The organism is Microvirga subterranea (assembly GCF_003350535.1).
Classification (GTDB): Bacteria; Pseudomonadota; Alphaproteobacteria; order Rhizobiales; family Beijerinckiaceae; genus Microvirga; species Microvirga subterranea.
The window spans coordinates 1-16,545 of sequence record NZ_QQBB01000018.1 but is presented as its reverse complement, the minus strand read 5'-3'; the positions used below and the strand labels follow the sequence as shown (position 1 = coordinate 16,545).

Annotated in this window: 14 protein-coding genes; 5 read left to right on the top strand and 9 right to left on the bottom strand. The window is 61.7% G+C overall.

Annotation, left to right across the window (positions count from 1 at the left end; genetic code table 11):
- The first annotated feature begins 172 nt into the window (after positions 1-172).
- Positions 173-1,237 (top strand): AI-2E family transporter, encoded by a 1,065-nt coding sequence (locus DES45_RS23360; protein WP_114773147.1) that lies wholly within the window; start codon positions 173-175, stop codon positions 1,235-1,237.
- Between the two features lie 69 nt (positions 1,238-1,306).
- On the opposite strand, the gene DES45_RS23355 is transcribed toward DES45_RS23360, so the two are convergent.
- Entirely contained in the window at positions 1,307-1,507 is a 201-nt protein-coding gene (locus DES45_RS23355; protein WP_114773145.1) for a hypothetical protein, read from the bottom strand.
- Positions 1,508-1,900: 393 nt separating this feature from the next.
- Here DES45_RS23355 and DES45_RS23350 point away from each other — a divergent pair, with 393 nt between their 5' ends.
- Together DES45_RS23350 and DES45_RS23345 are read left to right on the top strand one after the other, a co-directional pair.
- Positions 1,901-2,083 carry a helix-turn-helix domain-containing protein gene (locus DES45_RS23350; protein ID WP_114773143.1) on the top strand — a complete coding sequence of 61 codons (183 nt, stop codon included), beginning with the start codon at positions 1,901-1,903 and terminating at the stop codon, positions 2,081-2,083.
- Between the two features lie 465 nt (positions 2,084-2,548).
- Positions 2,549-2,878: a hypothetical protein gene (locus tag DES45_RS23345; RefSeq protein ID WP_114773141.1), complete on the top strand. Its 330-nt coding sequence runs from the start codon at positions 2,549-2,551 to the stop codon at positions 2,876-2,878.
- A gap of 141 nt (positions 2,879-3,019) precedes the next feature.
- Here DES45_RS23345 and DES45_RS23340 read toward each other — a convergent pair whose 3' ends face one another.
- On the bottom strand, positions 3,020-3,220 hold the full coding sequence (locus DES45_RS23340) for a hypothetical protein (RefSeq protein WP_245571863.1): 201 nt from the start codon (positions 3,218-3,220) through the stop codon (positions 3,020-3,022).
- A gap of 675 nt (positions 3,221-3,895) precedes the next feature.
- Between DES45_RS23340 and DES45_RS23335 the strand changes: the two genes are divergently transcribed.
- Complete coding sequence (locus DES45_RS23335; RefSeq protein WP_114773137.1) at positions 3,896-5,398, top strand: amidase; 1,503 nt, start codon at positions 3,896-3,898, stop codon at positions 5,396-5,398.
- 655 nt (positions 5,399-6,053) lie between these two features.
- Here the strand turns inward: DES45_RS23335 and DES45_RS23325 are convergent.
- From DES45_RS23325 to DES45_RS23285, 6 genes are all read right to left on the bottom strand, one after another.
- Positions 6,054-6,698 carry a glutathione S-transferase N-terminal domain-containing protein gene (locus DES45_RS23325; RefSeq protein WP_114773133.1) on the bottom strand — a complete coding sequence of 215 codons (645 nt, stop codon included), beginning with the start codon at positions 6,696-6,698 and terminating at the stop codon, positions 6,054-6,056.
- 66 nt (positions 6,699-6,764) lie between these two features.
- On the bottom strand, positions 6,765-7,874 hold the full coding sequence (locus DES45_RS23320; protein WP_245571862.1) for an RHE_PE00001 family protein: 1,110 nt from the start codon (positions 7,872-7,874) through the stop codon (positions 6,765-6,767).
- 434 nt (positions 7,875-8,308) lie between these two features.
- Complete coding sequence (repB, locus tag DES45_RS23315) at positions 8,309-9,397, bottom strand: plasmid partitioning protein RepB (RefSeq protein ID WP_114773131.1); 1,089 nt, start codon at positions 9,395-9,397, stop codon at positions 8,309-8,311.
- Positions 9,397-10,611 (bottom strand): plasmid partitioning protein RepA, encoded by a 1,215-nt coding sequence (repA, locus tag DES45_RS23310; protein ID WP_114773129.1) that lies wholly within the window; start codon positions 10,609-10,611, stop codon positions 9,397-9,399. Before repA ends, repB begins: the two co-directional genes overlap by 1 nt.
- A 1,189-nt stretch (positions 10,612-11,800) precedes the next feature.
- Complete coding sequence (locus DES45_RS23295; RefSeq protein ID WP_114773124.1) at positions 11,801-12,208, bottom strand: site-specific integrase; 408 nt, start codon at positions 12,206-12,208, stop codon at positions 11,801-11,803.
- Positions 12,209-13,585: 1,377 nt separating this feature from the next.
- Positions 13,586-14,494 (bottom strand): recombinase family protein, encoded by a 909-nt coding sequence (locus tag DES45_RS23285; RefSeq protein ID WP_114773120.1) that lies wholly within the window; start codon positions 14,492-14,494, stop codon positions 13,586-13,588.
- Positions 14,495-14,840: 346 nt separating this feature from the next.
- On the opposite strand from DES45_RS23285, the gene DES45_RS23280 reads away from it, so the two are divergent.
- A complete protein-coding gene (locus tag DES45_RS23280; RefSeq protein ID WP_245571861.1) occupies positions 14,841-16,001 on the top strand; it encodes an RHE_PE00001 family protein in 1,161 nt (386 codons plus the stop codon).
- Positions 16,002-16,179: 178 nt separating this feature from the next.
- Here the strand turns inward: DES45_RS23280 and DES45_RS23275 are convergent.
- Positions 16,180-16,545: helix-turn-helix domain-containing protein (locus DES45_RS23275; RefSeq protein ID WP_281024114.1), on the bottom strand; the 366-nt coding region annotated here is incomplete at its 5' end.

Genomic DNA, 16,545 nt, shown 5'->3' with positions numbered 1-16,545 from the left:
CCGAAACAGTGGTTTCGACCGACAAGTACGATCGACGTAAGATGGTGAACGAAGCACAGGGTTGGGCTGACTGCTCCGGCCGCTCGGCTCGGAGTGCGTCTACAGTGAATTTGATCGACAGCTCATCATATGGTGGGCACAATTGAGGTCTCCACCCTCTCGAAGGTGTGCGATGCTCGACATTTCCGGGCGCGATCATTCGTCCAAGAAGTCCGATCCGCTCAGCACCGATTCGAGCCGATCTCTCGGGCTCACAACGGTGACGCAGGTCCTCGCAGGCGTTGCTCTGCTCGGGGCGCTCAAGTTTGGCCTACTCACCTCACTTCTGGCGGGTCTCCTGGTCCATGAACTGGTGCATACGCTCGCTCCCCGGCCCAGTACCCTCGTGACTCGCCGCGTCGGTAAGATCGTGGTCGTCTCGCTGCTCGCCACCGTCGTGGTCGTTGTCATTGGGACTGGGATCCTCGGGCTCGTGGCCCTGCTGTCGGGTGGACCAGACAGCTTGGCGATTCTTCTCAGCCGCATGGCCGAGGTGATCGAGAGCGCCCGTCCCCTGCTGCCCGATTGGCTTCGCAGCTACATTCCTGCTGATCCACAGGAACTGAAGGGCACCGCCTCCGCTTGGCTGCGGGAGAACGCGGGCCAGCTCCGGCTGGTGGGCCAGGACGTCTGGTGGGCCTTGGTCCACATCATTATCGGGATGGTCATCGGCGCCATGGTTGCCGTCAGCCATGAGGCCGGCAAGTCCGAGACTGGTCCTCTGACGCAAGCGTTGATGGAACGGGCCCGCCTGCTCAGGACCGCCTTCCGCAATGTAGTTTTCGCGCAGGTTCGCATTTCGGCTCTGAATACCCTCCTGACGGGCCTGTATCTGCTTGTGTTGGTGCCGCTGATCAGTGTCCAGCTTCCCCTCACCAAGACCCTGATCGCGGTGACCTTCATCGCCGGCCTTCTGCCGGTGATCGGCAACCTGATCTCCAACACCGCCATCGTCGTTGTCAGCCTCAGTGTGTCTCCTCTGCTGGCGGTGAGCTCGCTCGTGTTTCTGATTGCTATCCACAAGCTGGAGTATTTTGTGAACGCCCATGTCATGGGCGCCCACATCAGCGCCCGGGCCTGGGAGCTTCTCCTGGCCATGCTGGTCATGGAAGCGCTGTTCGGGCTTGTCGGTCTGGTAGCTGCCCCGATCTACTATGCGTACCTGAAGAACGAGCTCGCAATTCGCAAGCTCATTTGATCTGCGACGGACTTCGAGCAAGCTTGGCCGTGAGGCTTCACGGCTATGGGCCGCGGTTCTCCTCCGGCATCAGGTTGATGTTCCCCACTCTCCTGATGAGCTAAACTCATCATCTTGGTTCTCATCGTCTTCGACGTCGCTCTGGCTGTTCGACTCGTCCTGCTCATCGTTGAGCCCGTCATCATCGAGCAGCCCCTCGTCCTCGTCATCGAGAATGGCCTGGATCTGCGCGATCCGGGCGTCAGCCCCCACTGCCTGCCCGTCGGGCATGGCCGGTGTCGAGCGGCGCCAGCGCGAGGACGGAGGCTCCCATGATCATACCATGATCAGCTTGGGCATGAGATCTCCTGACGGGAAAGCCTGTGGATCAGGGCTGAGGAATGGGACGGATTCGTGGTAGAGCGCCGGCATCATCGACCGTGTCCGTCGCTGACGCATGTTTGGCACAGACGCAGTCCGTCGGTGACGGACACGGTCAGAGACAGAGTCTGTCACCGACGCACCGCAGCTAAGGAAAAGGGCACGCGCTTTGAGATCTGAAGACGAGTATGACCGGCTCCTGGGCGGGCTGAGCGATGCGCTCGCGCAACCCGAGCCGGCGAGCGCCCCTGATCTGCGCCCTGATCCTCGTCCCCTCCCCGGCCGGTTCCGGTCCGGCTTGATGTGGCGGCAATCCGCAGGCGGACGGGCCTGGCGCAGCCGGCGTTTGCGCGCCGGATCGGTGTGTCGCTGGCCACCCTGCGCAACTGGGAGCAGGGCCATCGCTCCCCGACCGGGCCGGCCCAGGTGCTGCTGGCGCTAGTGGAGCGCAACCCGCTCATCGTCGCAGAGACACTGGGCACGTGACACAAGGCTGCTGCGGTGAGGCAGTCTACTCCTGATGGCGATGTGCGTCTGCGCCACAGTCCCGGTGTGGCTGAGAGGTGTATGCTGTTCTCGTCTTGGGCTTCCCTGTCCCAAGCAGCATGAGCGGGGGCAGCGCGCGGATGAACCGCCTGCTCCCGTTTTCTGATCGCTGTTAGACGGCCAGACGGCGGCACTGAGGCCGCTCCTATCACTCCGCGAACTCGGAAGCCTCACCAGTCTCGAGCTCCACTCGGTCCCGCAGACCCGTCAGGTCCGAAGGGTGTTTGACACCTGGACGGACATGTTCGCCATCGGGTTCGTGCTCCTCCTGGCGAATGAGGCTGTCCTTCAAGCCTCGAACTCTGGATGGGGCTTCGGAACCGGTAGCATCTTGCAAATTTGGGGCAGGGCACTGATCAGCTCTCTATAGTGCCGCCAAGTCCGCTCACCTGAGGGGAGAACATCATGAAACGAGCCGTGTTGCCATTGATCGCGTTGGGGTTCGCGGGATCTGCTTGGGCCCAGGACAATTCCGCCGGCATGACCCCGATCATCAGCACGAAATACGGCGAGCGGGTTTGCGGTTACAAGGTGAACCTCGAAAAGCTGACAGACCACATCGAGCGAGTGTCAGAGACACCAGTGGTCTCGGTTTTCCAAGATCCGGAACTGCCCAAAGCGATGGATCAGATGTGGAAGCGATACGATGCGATGGGCAAGGCCAAAGCTTGCTCTGCGATCCTCCGGGAGTATGGGCCCAGGGGCGCCGTGGCTCGGGGTATTGTTAGCAGGTGATGTCTACGGCCAAAGCCTGAGGAACCTTAAGTCTTCGCGTCGTCCAACCCTGTCACGGCTGCATCATGCCGGTGATCAAGGTCTCCCCAGCTAACGATTAAACAGGGGTACGGCGCGTCAGCGGCAGGTTCTCTCCCTTTGTCATGGAACCTGGAAGGCCCGGCGGGCTCTCTCGCGCAGTTCGTCGAGTTCGTCCTGCAATGAGTTGATTTGTCCTTCGATTCCCTCGAAGGAGGTACATCCGGACGTCAGGAACAGGCGGCCATCCTCGCCCCGGGTGTAGCGCAGAAAAGCAATCCTGACGCCAGCAGGATTGTCGGGAGTGCCGAGCTGGCTATCCAACTCGAAGGCTCCAAATATGTGCACAGACCTATCCTTCTCCAATTTTGGAAAGGCTATTGGAGTACAGCCGTACCGCTTGTCCCTAGCCTATGAACAGGTTCCAATACGCCAATCCGGAAGAGGTGGACTACTGAACCTCAGCCCTGCCGGGGCGCATCCTGTTTGTCTGGCGTCCCCGCCCGAAACGGCATGAGGGGCGATCGATCCAGTTGCGTCTGGATCGGGCATCATGTCGAACTTTTGCGACCAGACGTGATGCTGCCAAGCGGTATCCGAGACTGGGTCCTCGGTAGTCGCACTCTCGGCTGCGGCAACGGAGAGAGTGACGCTGGTCAGGAGCACTGCTGCTGAGGAAATCCTGAAGCCAGTCATGGGCGCCTCCACCATTGAGCTGAGGGATCAATCCTTCTGCGCCCATTGGCGTTCCAGGAGCGCATCGCCCGTAGGGGTCTTCTCTCGGCGTGACCTCCGGCTCTGTCCGCAGGCTCAGTGAAGTTGCTGTGAGATTAAGGCACGTCGCGAGCCGCCCGGTGGCAGTGGCGCTTTACCTCCATCGCTTCTGCTGTATCTCATGGCGTATGGCGCACGGTAGGCGATGTTCATCATGCCGCGGCTTGGGGCTCCCAGCGCATGATCTTTGGTTTTCTCGACCGGCCCCAGCTCAGGTGAGCCGCGATGAGCCTTGCCGCGGATTACATCTCCTTTGACGCCACAGCGCTTGCCGAACTCCTGCGGCAACGCCACGTCAGCCCCACTGAGCTCGTCGATGTGGCGATTGAGCGGCTGGAGCAGGTTGAGCCGCAGCTGGCTGGCATGACGGAATGGACGCTGGATCAGGCCCGGCGCGCGGCTCGTGAGCCCCTCCGCGACGGCCCCTTTGCCGGCGTGCCGTTTCTCCTCAAGGACAACATGCACTTTGCTGCCGGCATCCCGTATCACAACGGCAGCCGCATCTGGCGCGGCTGGGTGCCCCCGCAGGACAGCGAGATGGTCCGCCGATTCAAGGCCGCAGGGCTGATCATCATCGGCAGCACCAAAGTGCCCGAAATGTCACTTATGCCGGTCACCGAGCCGCGACACCTTGGTCGCGCCAACAATCCCTGGGCGCTGGACCGCACCACCGGTGGCTCATCGGGAGGCTCGTCCGCGCATGTGGCCGCGCGCTCGGTGCCGATGGCGCATGCCACCGATGGAGGCGGCTCGATCCGGATCCCGGCGTCTTGTTGTGGGCTCTTCGGCCTCAAGCCGTCCCGCGGGCGAACTCCGAACGGGCCGTATATCGGTGAGGGCTGGCATGGTGCCACCATCGGACATGCCGTGACCCGCAGTGTTCGCGACTCTGCCTACCTGCTGGACGCGATTGCGGGTCCTGATCTTGGAGCCCCCTATGGCATCGCTGCGCCGGTGCGGCCGTTTGTCGACGCGGTGGCATCCCCGCCGGGCCGCCTCCGGATTGCCTTCAGCGCGGTAGCTCCGAACGGGGCTGCGGTCGACCCAGAATGTCGGAAGGCGGTGGAGCAGGCGGCGACGCTCTGCACGGAGCTGGGCCACCATGTCGAGGAAGCCGCACCTCAATTCCCGGACGAGTACTTCAGCTGGTTCCTGATCGCATTCTTAGCGGCAGTCTCGCAGGAGTTTGCCTTTGCGGAGGAGATTACTGGCACCAGAGCCCGCCAGGTGGAGGTCGAGGAGAGCACCTGGCTGTGTCGTGAGCTGGGCCGCGGCCTCTCGGCCGCGGAGTTGTCTGTCACGTTGGAGCGGCTGCACCGGACCACCCGACAGGTTGCGGTGTTCTTCGAGACCTATGACCTCTTGCTCACGCCAACGCTGGCCAGCCCTCCAGTCCGGCACGGCGAGCTTCATCCACGTGGGCTGGAGGCGGCGCTGCAGGTATTGGCAGCCCGCCTCGGCGTTGGCCGGTACCTCCGTCATGGATCGCTCCTGCGGCAGGCGGCGGATCGCGCATTTCGATTCATGCCGTTCTCGCCGATGTGGAACATTACTGGGCAACCTGCGGCGAGCCTGCCACTGCATTGGACCGCAGACGGACTGCCGGTAGGAGTGCAGGCTGTCGCCCGCTTCGGCGAGGAAACCACCCTTCTGTCGTTTGCGGCTCAGCTGGAGCAGGCTCACCCATGGGTGCACCGTCTGCCGCCGGTGCTGGCTAAGCTGGCCTGATCCATTGGCCACAAGGGTTAAATAAAGCCGATGAGCTGCAGCTGAGCTGCAGCGCTGCGGGCAGGCTCATGCGGCGTCGGTGAGCACCTTGCGTACGGCCGCAAGAGAGAGGCCGAAGTGCCTGGCAACCTGACCGGGGGCCACCCCGGCCTGTAGCGCGGCTCGCACGGCCTTGCGCTGCCCCTCCTGCAGGGATGGCGCGTTCGTCACCCGGTGGCGTCGGGCAGACCTCGGGACCTGCGGGCTCACTCGCTTGAGCACTCTGAGGGCAGTCCGTACTGCCTTCTCCAGTTCCGGTCGATGGCCTTGGTTCGCCTCCATCCGGCGTTGCAGCTCACCCAGGAGATTGGCCAGCCCTTCGGTCAATTGCGCGTCAGACAGATTAGCCGCCTCCGCTGGTTTGGCAGCGGTGAGAGCGGATGCGGACGGAGGTGGTGATATCGTCGGCGCGTACTCAAACAGGTCAAATGTCAGAGGCAAAGAAGCTTTGTGCGGCATAGGGTTAATATGGGCAGCGCCGCTGCGGAACCCAAGCGTAGAAGGCTCGTCACATTGCCGCGTCAGTCCTAACTGACGGGGTGCTTGCGAGATCGAGAGGACGCTTCGTCGTCCCACTAGCGTCGCAGCGAGACGTGTATTCAAGGGCCGCTCAGATCTATGATCCTTGAGGATTCGGCACCGCCATTCCGCGCTGGACAGCGGGACGCTCTCCAACCACTTGCAACCAGCGATTAAGCGCTGGTTTGGTCGCAAGACTGTCCGCGAGCACATCCTTGAGAAAGGTCGTCGCCGCTACGGTCCAAGGATATGCCGCAATGTCGGCGATCGTGTACTCCGCGCCTGCCAGATATGGCACCTCGGCCAGACGCCGCTCCATCACCCGGAGCAGACGATCGGCCTCGTCCGTAAAGCGCTGGATGGCGAGTGGTGCCTTCTCGTCCGAGCGTTTGGCGAAGAACCCAAGCTGACCCAGCATGGGCCCCTGGCCGCCCACCTGCCAGTAGACCCACTCCAGCGCCTTGTATCGGGCCGGTCCCGAGGGAGCGAGAAAGCGGCCGCTCTTCTCGGCGAGGTACGTAAGGATGGCACCACTCTCGAAGAGGGTCAGCGGGCCGTCATCGGCCTCTTTGTCGATGATCGCCGGGATCTTGTTGTTGGGCGAGATGGCGAGGAAGTCGGGCGAGAACTGCTCGTTCTTGCCGATATTCACCGGCCGCACCTCATAGGAAAGCCCGGTCTCCTCCAACATGATGGAGGCCTTGCGGCCGTTTGGGGTGGTCCAGGTATGAAGAATGATCATGGTTCCTCCAAGGGGCGAGCGATCGCCCGACGGACTTCGTCCTTCAGAGATAGCAGCGCGGCTGACTTAGACGATGCCCCAGGCGCGGTAGCGCGAGCGGCCGGTGAGCTCGCGCGGCAGTGCCCCGCCGAGTTGGGCCAGCATCAGGTCGACCGCCTTGGGCGTGACCCGCAGCAGCTTGGCCGCGAGCGGCACCGTCACCAGGGGACGCGACAGGAACAAGTCCACCAACTGCGGCAGCTTCGAGCTGGAGCGGCATCTGGCGGTGACGCGGCTCATCAGCTCGCGGGCGAGGATCAGCCGGTCGAGGTCCTTGTGGCCGATGGCGACCGCCTCTTCCACCACACTGCAGAAGCCCTCGAGCTTCTCCAGCGCCCCCTCCCTCCCCTGCGGCCGGAACTTCGATTGCTTGAAGCCGGCCGCGAGTGGCAGCAGATGCGTAGTGAGGCCTTTCGACCGCAGGGTCGCGCTGGCTAGGATCAACTCGAGCCAGGGCTGGCGGGGATAGAGGTTGAGATCGAGCCAAGCATCCCAGGCAATGGCTGCCGCCGCCACGGCCGGCCAGGGGCTGGTGCGCTGGACCACATCCAGCCAGAGGTCCTCGTGCTCGGCCTCGTCGACCTCCGCATCGTACACGAGCGGCGAGCGGCGCTTGGGCAGCGGCGTCTCGCCGGCCAGCAGGATGCTGGTGCGCTCGAGCAGGGCGTCGATCTCGGCAAAGTGCGCCTGCCAGGGATCGGCATCATGGGCAAAGGGCGGATACGCTGCCTCATCGTCCGGGTCGGGCTTGCCCTTTGGCGTGCCCCTCTCCTCCCCTGCCAGCGGTCCAATGCCGCGCAGGGCCGAGAGGCCGTCGATGGAGAGCGGCCACGGGGCTGGCCGGATCAGGGTGGTGCGCCGGGCCCGCAGGGCGGTGGCAGCGCGGGTGAGCTCGTGGGTGGGATGGCGCACGTCCATGCCGGCGTCGTGCAGCACGAGATCGCCGACATCGACCAGCTGCCCGTCGAGGATGAGCGCCCGCACGGCTTCGGTGAGGTCACAGCGTGACTGCCAGCCGGCGGAGAGGCCCGACGCCTGCAGGCGGGCGTCGAGGCGCAGGACCGCGATGGCGACCTGCTCGAGCCGGCCGGCGATCCTCTCCCATGGCAGATCGGGCAGAGCGTAGGTGCGGGCCACCAGCGGTGGCTTATCCCAGTCCGGCTCCCGATCCCTGAATGCCACGCTTACCCCACACAAAGCTAAGTTATTGCTGAATCATAGCATAGCTTGTTTGTAAGAAGCGAGGCAAGGCTTCGCTACGGTGAGACCTACGGCTGCGGATTGGATGAGCGGCGGTGCTTCATCCGCTTGCGGCCGAGGGGTCGCCGGACCTTGATCAAGTAGCTTGCATCAGGTCCCAGCGCCGCGCGATGTGCTCAGAAGCCCTTGCTTTAAGCCATTTTAGCTGGCCTGAAGATAGCCCCTCCCCTTCCGGCTGGTTAAAGAGAAGCTCTCTAACCACGTCAGCAAACGATGGTTTGAAGACCGCCACAAAGTGTATACGCCGCTCCACGGTTATGAGGCATATAGGAAAGGGCAGAGAGGCAATCCCCACCCTGCCCTCCTTTGTTCTACTCGGCCGCTTGCTTCGACGCGTCGTACTCGCGGCAGATGTCCTCCAGCTTTCGAACAATGAAGTCAGAAAATTCAGGGTCATCGCGCTTATCGATCTGGATCGTGCAGCGCGTCTCGGTCGTGTTAATGCTGACCCGTCTGCGACCGAATGAGTCGTTCAGGTAGGTCTGCAGCTGGGGCATCCGAGAGATCGCCTCTGACGGCTGCTTTTTCGTCAGGTGAGCCTGCAGTGCGACAAAGCGGTCGTCCGAGGAAGCCGACCTAAACTCGTCGGTTTTGACGAAAGCGATTGCACGCTTCACCTTATCCTTTTCTTTGAGGATGGTGAGTAGCTCACTCCATCTAGGGCGACCGATGCCAGGTGCTTTACCGATCCCGGAGATGATGTCCTTTGGGATCCTGTTAGCGATCGAGATCATCGTTGAGAGATTGTTCTCTGTAACCGCAAGGGAGGCGCAGATCGTCACACGGTCATACCCCTGCTGTTCCAGTTCGGCTGCAAAGCGTGCCTTCTCAATGAAGCTCAGGTCAAGGCGGGCATTGTTCTCTTGACCTTGGGCGACCACCAACTCCGCATCGGTGAGCTTCTTGATAACCGCCCGAACGTTCTGGCCGAGTTTAGCTAGGGCACGCAGGCGGCGATGGCCAAATGCAACCTGATAGCGCCCTTCCCGCTCTGGGTGGGGACGAACCAAGATCGGAATTAGCTGGCCTCGATCCTTGATCTGCTCAGCGAGGTCGTCGACTTCGGCGTCCGTGATCTCCATCCGGTCGGAAATAAAGGACGGGTCGATGATGTCTGGACTCAGCTCGACGATGGTTTCACCGGCCTCAAGTTTGGCCTTGATCGCTTCCACTTCAGGACCCGCGTTCTCGAGCCGCCGCTGAATGACCTCTTGCATGGCGCCGATCGGATTGTTGGGGCTCGTCTGAGGACGGAGGCCCGATGTCATACCCCGGAGCCATGATCCTTCGGTTGCCGCCTTCTCAGTTGGCCTGTGCTCAGTCCCGGCAACAACCTCCGCCGCAGTGCCGAGGTCATTGGTGTCCCCAGAAAGGAAGGCTTTACGGTCACGCTTGCTCATTAGACTCTCCCCCAAGCAGACTTGATCAGTTCTTCGATTTCGGCGTTCACGCTGTTCAACGAGTCCATTGCACGGTCGTAGGTTCCCTTGGAAAAATCTTCACGGGGCACCTCGTAGAGTGTCTGCTTCGTGATGCCAGCATCTGAGATGGCTGTGCTCTTGAGGACGGGATTCTTGAGGACATGTTCCTGGAACATCTCTCGTAGGAAATCGACCATATCTGTCTGCGGTTTATCGCTGGGCTCGTACCGGGTGACCAGGTAGCGGATCCAGTCGTACTGAACTTTGCCTCCCGCTCCTTGGACGACATCAAGCATCTCCGAAGTCATCTTCAGGAACTGGCTCATGGACATAACATCCAGCATCTGCGGATGTACCGTGACAACAAGGGCCGTCGACGCGCTCAGGGCTGACATCGTCAGGAACCCGAGCTGCGGTGGGCAGTCGATCAGGACAATGTCATAATCGTCACTCACAGCAGAAAGGGCTAGGCCAACCCGTTCGAAGAACATCACCGACGTGTTCCTATTGTGACTTCTCAGGTGCATCGGGGTTTCGGTCTCGAACTCCGTCAGCTCGAGATTGGCAGGAATGAGGTCCAGCCCTGGAAAGTAAGTTCTCTGGATGACCTCGCGAGGGTGACAAGCATCAGCCGCATAGCGGATCGCGCCATACATGGTCTGGTTCTCACCCACATCCAGTTCAGGCTGCAGCCCGTGGATTGCGGTCAGGCTCGCCTGGGGATCCAGGTCAACAGCGAGAACCCTGTAGCCGTTGAGAGCGAGATACTGGGCCAGATGCGCCGTGGTGGTCGTTTTTGCACTGCCGCCCTTGAAGTTGACGCAGCTGATGATTTGGAGGTGTTCGCTGCCGGAGCGGTGCTTGACGTACTGGCGACGGGCCTTATCAGCGCCATCGAGAAAGGCACGCAGAGCATTGATGTCCTCAACCGAGTAGAGCCGCCGGCCGTTTGGAGCCACTTCGATCGGGGGGCCCTTCCCTTCGATGCTGAGCTGTCTCAGGTAGCTGTCTGCGACCCCAATCATCCTGGCCACTTCGCCTGAGGTAAACTTGCGGAGGCGCTTCTGAATGCCTGGATGGTTCTGCCTTACCCGTTGTGCATGCAGGCGGGCTGACAGGTTGTTGGCATGCCTACGGATGACCTCCTGGTCAACGTAAGAGTGCTGGTCAGGTTGGGGTTGGGGCAGAGACACCGGGGCTCTCCTTCAGACGGATAGTGGGCGCTTTTGGCGCCGTCATCCGTTACTAAAGGGGGCAATTCCTTACAAATGGTTAATAAACCCCGTTCCCAGGTTGGGCCCTGGTATGAAATTCTTCAGCCTGCACATAAATGATTGCAGGGTCGTCGGTTTCCTGTGGCTATTGTGCTCTCGGGTCTGCGTGCCTCAGACATCTCAGCTGAGAAGTTTCAGAACCCGTGGGCGACGTTCGCGGTGATCCATTGCGTGATTCGCCCATGACGCAGCTCCATCCAGCCCAGGAAGCTACCCTGACTTCTCAGCTGAGATTTTCTAAGAGGCTTACTTCCCTCCTCCGCGTTTGGCTCCCTGGACTTCCGGCCTCTGACTTTCACAATTTTCTCAGCTGAGAACTTCGCGAAGAGAGCCCACTCCGGCATCATCCTACCCCCTCGTTCTCTTAGAATTTCTCCCCAGTAAACCGATCCGCATTGACCTGATTGCGTGACTGGATGACTTCTCAGCAGAGACGACTCCGCTATGGACTTCCCTACCCTCCCCACAATTGATGCCTGATCAAACCGCGGGGTTAAGACTTCTCAGCTGAGAACTTTCGGCGTGACGGTCCCCCTGTCCGTTGGGTATTGACAGGCACTCACCGAGTCGCAGTGACGATGAGATGACTTCTCAGCTGAGAAGTGACAGCCTTGATGTGGCGACTGAGGGTTGGCCCGCACACCGATCGAGGTGGACCGCACAGGAAGGACTTCTTCGCTGAAAACTGGGAGATGAGGGCCTTCACGTTTCGACGAGAAAGCCCCTGAGCGGGTGCAAGTCGGTGGATCTGACTTCTCAGCTGAGAACTCTTCGCGGGAGGGTCTCCCAGAGGGGTATGCTGGGGGTTGGGACAAAGAGACGGCGACTTCTCAGCTGAGAAGACGGGCAGCGCTGCTTAGAGGCCAATCCTGATGGATCGGCTGTGAGCATGGTCTTGCTCGTCATAGTAGCGGGCCGCTTGTTGTACGGACTTGTGGGACGACTGACGCATGGCGTCGACCAGAGGGATGCCGTCCCGACCCTACTGGGTGAGGAAGCCTGAGTGCAATCCATGAGCACTGAAATCCGCTGGATTCAATCCGGCCATCTCGCAGCGCTTCTTCAAGTTGAGATTGACAGACTGGGCTGTCAGAGGGGTGTCGCCGATTTAGCCATCCTTGCGGACCTCTCGGAAGATCAACCCCGACATGATCTTGGCGTGCTGCATCCAGTCGTGGAGCGCGACAGCCGCGCGCCCTGCGGCGAAGACAAAAGCGCCCTGCCGTGCCGTGGTGGTTTTCGTTCGTCCTAACGAAATACGGACGCAAGGTACAGTGGGCAACGCCGAATCGTCTGTTTTGAGCTTGATCGGATCGACCACGCTGATCTGGGCGTGGCTCAGACCTGCAACTTCGCTCCGCCGCCTCCCACCCGCGGCAAACGCGATCAGAAGGATGGCCCCATCGCGCAGGTCGATGGTCCTTGAGCCGCCACAGGTCGCCAGCAGTCGATCGAGAACATCGCGGGTGACGGGTTTGCGGCTCCTGCGCTGCGGTTCGCGTGCCGAGGCCCTCATCGCCAGACGAACAGCTTTCCGGATATCTGGATGGTCAAATGGCGCCGCAACACCTTTCTATTGGTGCAGGGTCGCCCAGTGGGATAGGCCCTGCGGCACGGTCTTAGCGGCGTTAGGTCTATCGACCTTCAGGATCTTGCGTTGTCTAAGTTCCTCATACGTCTTCAGGCATGCCGTGGGCCCGATTAACGGCTTTCTGATCGGGATCCACATGTGATGAGCGACAAACTTCCAAACATTTTCGGGATCAGCAGGGCAGGGGATGGGGTACCCAATTGCAGCCCGGCACCACGCTTCGAGATAGGTCAGGTCGGAGGCGAGACTGCGAAGCGTATTCGTTCCTTCCCGGTAGCGACGAGATGCTTGAGGGTGGCCACATCAGCGTCGGTCAGGACTTCGGCACGGCTATCGGCTGACCTCATAGGAAGCACGACCGCCAGAGCGGCAAACTGCTTTGCGCACCTAATCTGAGCTGCGGAACTGGCCAACGTGTCCGTCCCGGGTGATCGAAGTGACTTGCTGGGATCATGGTGGAAACAGAATAATCTGCGAGCGGGCTCACGATAACCGAACCTGTCGGAACATCCAGGCGAAGGCCACTTTTTTACGAATAGGCTACGGCAGGTACGGCTGTGAGATTGCTCTGGACAGGCCCTCAACCAAGTATGGTTAACAAAGCGAGATGAGGCTGGAGGTGGCATGGCGCGAAACCTGGTCCGCGATGAGCGACAAGGGGACCTGTTCGGGGCACCTCCGCCACCTTCCAAACCGACACGCCGAACTGCCCCGCCGAAGCCAGTGCTTGAGGAGATCGAGGCGCCGGAGCCAGTGTCGTTGGGCACACTCGGCGCGAAGGCAACAAGGCCTGAGATCGACAAGCTCCTGGATAGCATGCGTGATCAGGAGCTGGCCTATCTCGCGGTAGAGGCGACGCGGCTCGTAAAGCGCAGGCTCGCTCGAGGGCAGGGGAGGGGGCTCCGGCCAAAAGGCACTGGCAGAGGCGGGTCGCCTCTTGATGATGCCCTTCAACGGATCGCCGGCGAGCTGATGGCATCTATGGACCAGGGTGAAACGTGGTGAGCGGCGGGGAGCAGGCAGCATCCTTGCAGCGGCATGAGTCGGCGAGTGGAGCGGGATCGGGAGGCCCCTCCACCAATGTGTAGAGATCTACGAAGATCAGGGGAGGGCGCTCGAAGCACTGGAGAGCCGGCTCCAGCAGAAGCGCCATCGCGGCTATGGAAGCTGTGGCTCACAGGTCAATTTGACCTACCGGCGACCTGTCCAGGACCTGTTGGCAGTTCATCATGATCTACCAAGGGTGGCACAAGCTATCCAAGTGTCGCACCTCGAACGCAAAACCTGGTGACAGCAGCGCCCTCACTGGATGTCAGGGACTGCGAGGCCCATTTTGCGGGCCCGGTCGAGTTGGAACTTGACCGAGCTGGCCTTCCATTCTCTCCCCCCTCGTGGCGTCCGCTCCCGCATTCCTTCGAGCTGAACGCCGATCTCACGCAGGGTGAGGTTCGGGTTAGAGATCGCAATACCGGCAATCAGGGTCATGATGCGATCGTCCGGCGGCCGTCTTCTAGCTTTCTGTAACAACTCCAGCTCAGCCATCCGCTCGGCGACCAATCGCTTGATTGCCCTCCGGAGGCTTTGATCTGTCCACCGCTGGCCGCGTGCATTCAGCACCTGCACGACATCTCGCCAGCTATGGTCCGGCCGCATCTGACGGACAACGGGAAGGAAGGAATCAACTGCGGTCAAAAGGTCGCCCAGATAGACGCGGTCGCGGGCGAGGGCGGTCTTGCGGATCGCCTCCGGCCGTCCCTCCCGCAAACCGGGGTTCCCCGGCCTCTTCCCCTTAGCCGCTGCCGCCTTCATGCCAGCCTTCGTGCGCTCCGAGATCAACGATCGCTCCAGCTGAGCGACGGCGCCGAGAACCTGCAGAGAGAACATGCCTTGCGGCGTCGACGTATCGATCGGATCCCTGATGGATTTGAAGTGGGCACCTTTCTCCTCGAGCGTCTCGATCACTTCGAGCAGGTGGCTAACCGACCGGGCCAAGCGATCGAGCCGAACGACCACAAGAACGTCGCCCTTCGAGATCTCGCGGATGAGTCGGGAGAGAACCGGACGAGCCCGGGAGGCGCCGGACCCGTGTTCCTGGTGAATGACCGCGCAGCCGGCAGCCTTGAGCTCGTCGAGCTGAGCATCGGTTGCCTGTTCCTCGGTCGAGACGCGGGCGTAACCAATCAGGCGTTGCCGAGTAGGGGAGGGAGCCATGTGTAAATTTCCGAGGAATCTCGGTGCTTTGTACATACTTTGCGATCACGAGAAAAGGATCGTTTGAGGACGTCTCTCTAGCCGTTTTATTAACCGGCCCAGGAAGGAAGGACTTCCCACAGGCCTCCCGAACTGGCTTAAAACAAAGGCTTCTCGAGCCATTCAGCGCCTCACGGCTCGTCGAAGCGCCTCCAGAACGGCTCGCTCGACACACCGTTCCTGATCGGGCGGAGGCCACTTTGCAGGATGCTGGATTGTCTCACCCTTCGTTGTAGCAATGCCTTGCTTCGCTTCTCTCTGCTAAGCTACAGCTTATTAGATCAACAACTTAGCTTGGGGGACAAGCGTGGCTTTCGGGAGCAGGGGAGGGGACTTTGACGACGAGCCGTTTCTGGGGCCCCGCACTTACGATCTGCCAGAGCTGCCGTGGGAGATCATCGCCGGACGGCTTGAGGCGATCACGATCAGCATCCTCAAGTTTGACGCCCGACTGGAGGCCTCCGGTCTGGCTGCCGGTTGGCAGTCGCGCTGCGACATGACCGAGGCGGTGCGCGTCCTGATCCTCGACGGCCACCTTGTCGATGTCGGTGACCTGGTGCTGCACGATGCCGGCATGGACGTGCGCCATCCCACCCACGAACTCACCCGCGCCGCTTCCGCCCTGCGGGCCCGCCGCACCGCCCTGGCCCGGAAGGCGCCCTGGCCCTTATCCATCGATGGTCTCGCCGCCCTGCGCGGCATCGGCGGTGTGGCCGAGAACACGATCGTCCGCTCGAAGGGCAAGAAGCCGAACCCGGATGATGAGGACGCATATCCACTCTATGCCAATGATGCCGATCCGTGGATGGCGCACTTTGCCGAGATCGATGCTCTGCTCGATCGCACCAACCAGGTGCTCGCGGGCGAGACCCCGCTGCGCAAGAGCCGCTCGCACCTGGTCTACGATCCGGATCAGGACGAGGACGAGGCCGAGGACCTCTGGCTGGATGTGGTCCAGCGCACCAGCCACTGGCCGGCAATCGCAGCTGCAGCAGTGGCGGGGAATGCCTGGCTCGACCTCAATCTCTACACCCGCCTGCCCTGGCTCGGCCTGATCATGGCCGCATCGATCCTGCGGGCGAGGGGGCTCACGTCTCACCTGCTGCCGCTCGCGGCCGGGTTCAAACAGTCGAAGTTCCGGCCGCAGGGCCGGGAAGGCGCACGAGAGAAGCTGGAGGGCTTCTGCCAGGTGCTCGAGGAGGCGCTGGCGATTGCCCACAAGGATCTCGACCGGCTCGTCCTCGCCCGCGAGCTGATGAGCCGGGTGACAGCCAGGACCCGCTCCAACTCCAAGCTGCCGGAGCTGGTCGAGCTGTTCCTGTCGCGCCCGCTGGTGACGGGGCCGCTCGCGGCCAAGCTGCTCAAGGTCACGCCCAAGGCGGTCGACCTGATGCTTGCACAGCTTGGCGGCGCGCTCCCGCGCGAACTCACCGGCCGCACCCGCTACCGCGCCTGGGGCATCGTCTGAGTTCCGCAAGGGAAGAAGAAAACGGGGGCAGGCGGTTCCTCCGCGCACTGCCCCCGCTCCGTCTGCTTGGAACTGGGAAGCCCAAGACGAGAACAGGATACGCCTCTCAGCCGCCCCGGGACTGCGGCGCAGCCGCACATCGCCATCAGGAGTAGCCCTCCACCAGCACAGTCTTGCGTCAAGTGCTGAGGGTCTGTTCGACGATGAGCAGATTGCGCTCCACCAGCGCCAACAGCACCCGGGCCGGTCCGGTCGGGGAGCGGTGGCCCTGCTCCCAGTTGCGCAGGGTGGCCAGTGAGACGCCGATCCGGCGCGCAAACGCCGGCTGCGCCAGGCCTGTCCTGTGCCGGATCGCCGCCACATCGAGCCGGCCCGGCACCGGTAGGGGAGGAATGGGACGAGGATCGGGAAATGGATCGGGGCCGCTCCCCAGCGGATGTGTCGCAAATTTCGAGCAGGGACGCGAAGACGGCCGACGCTCCGTCACAGGTTCAGGCAGCAAGCAGATCGAACTGCTCTGCCAGTGAAGGGTGCGGATTGGAGG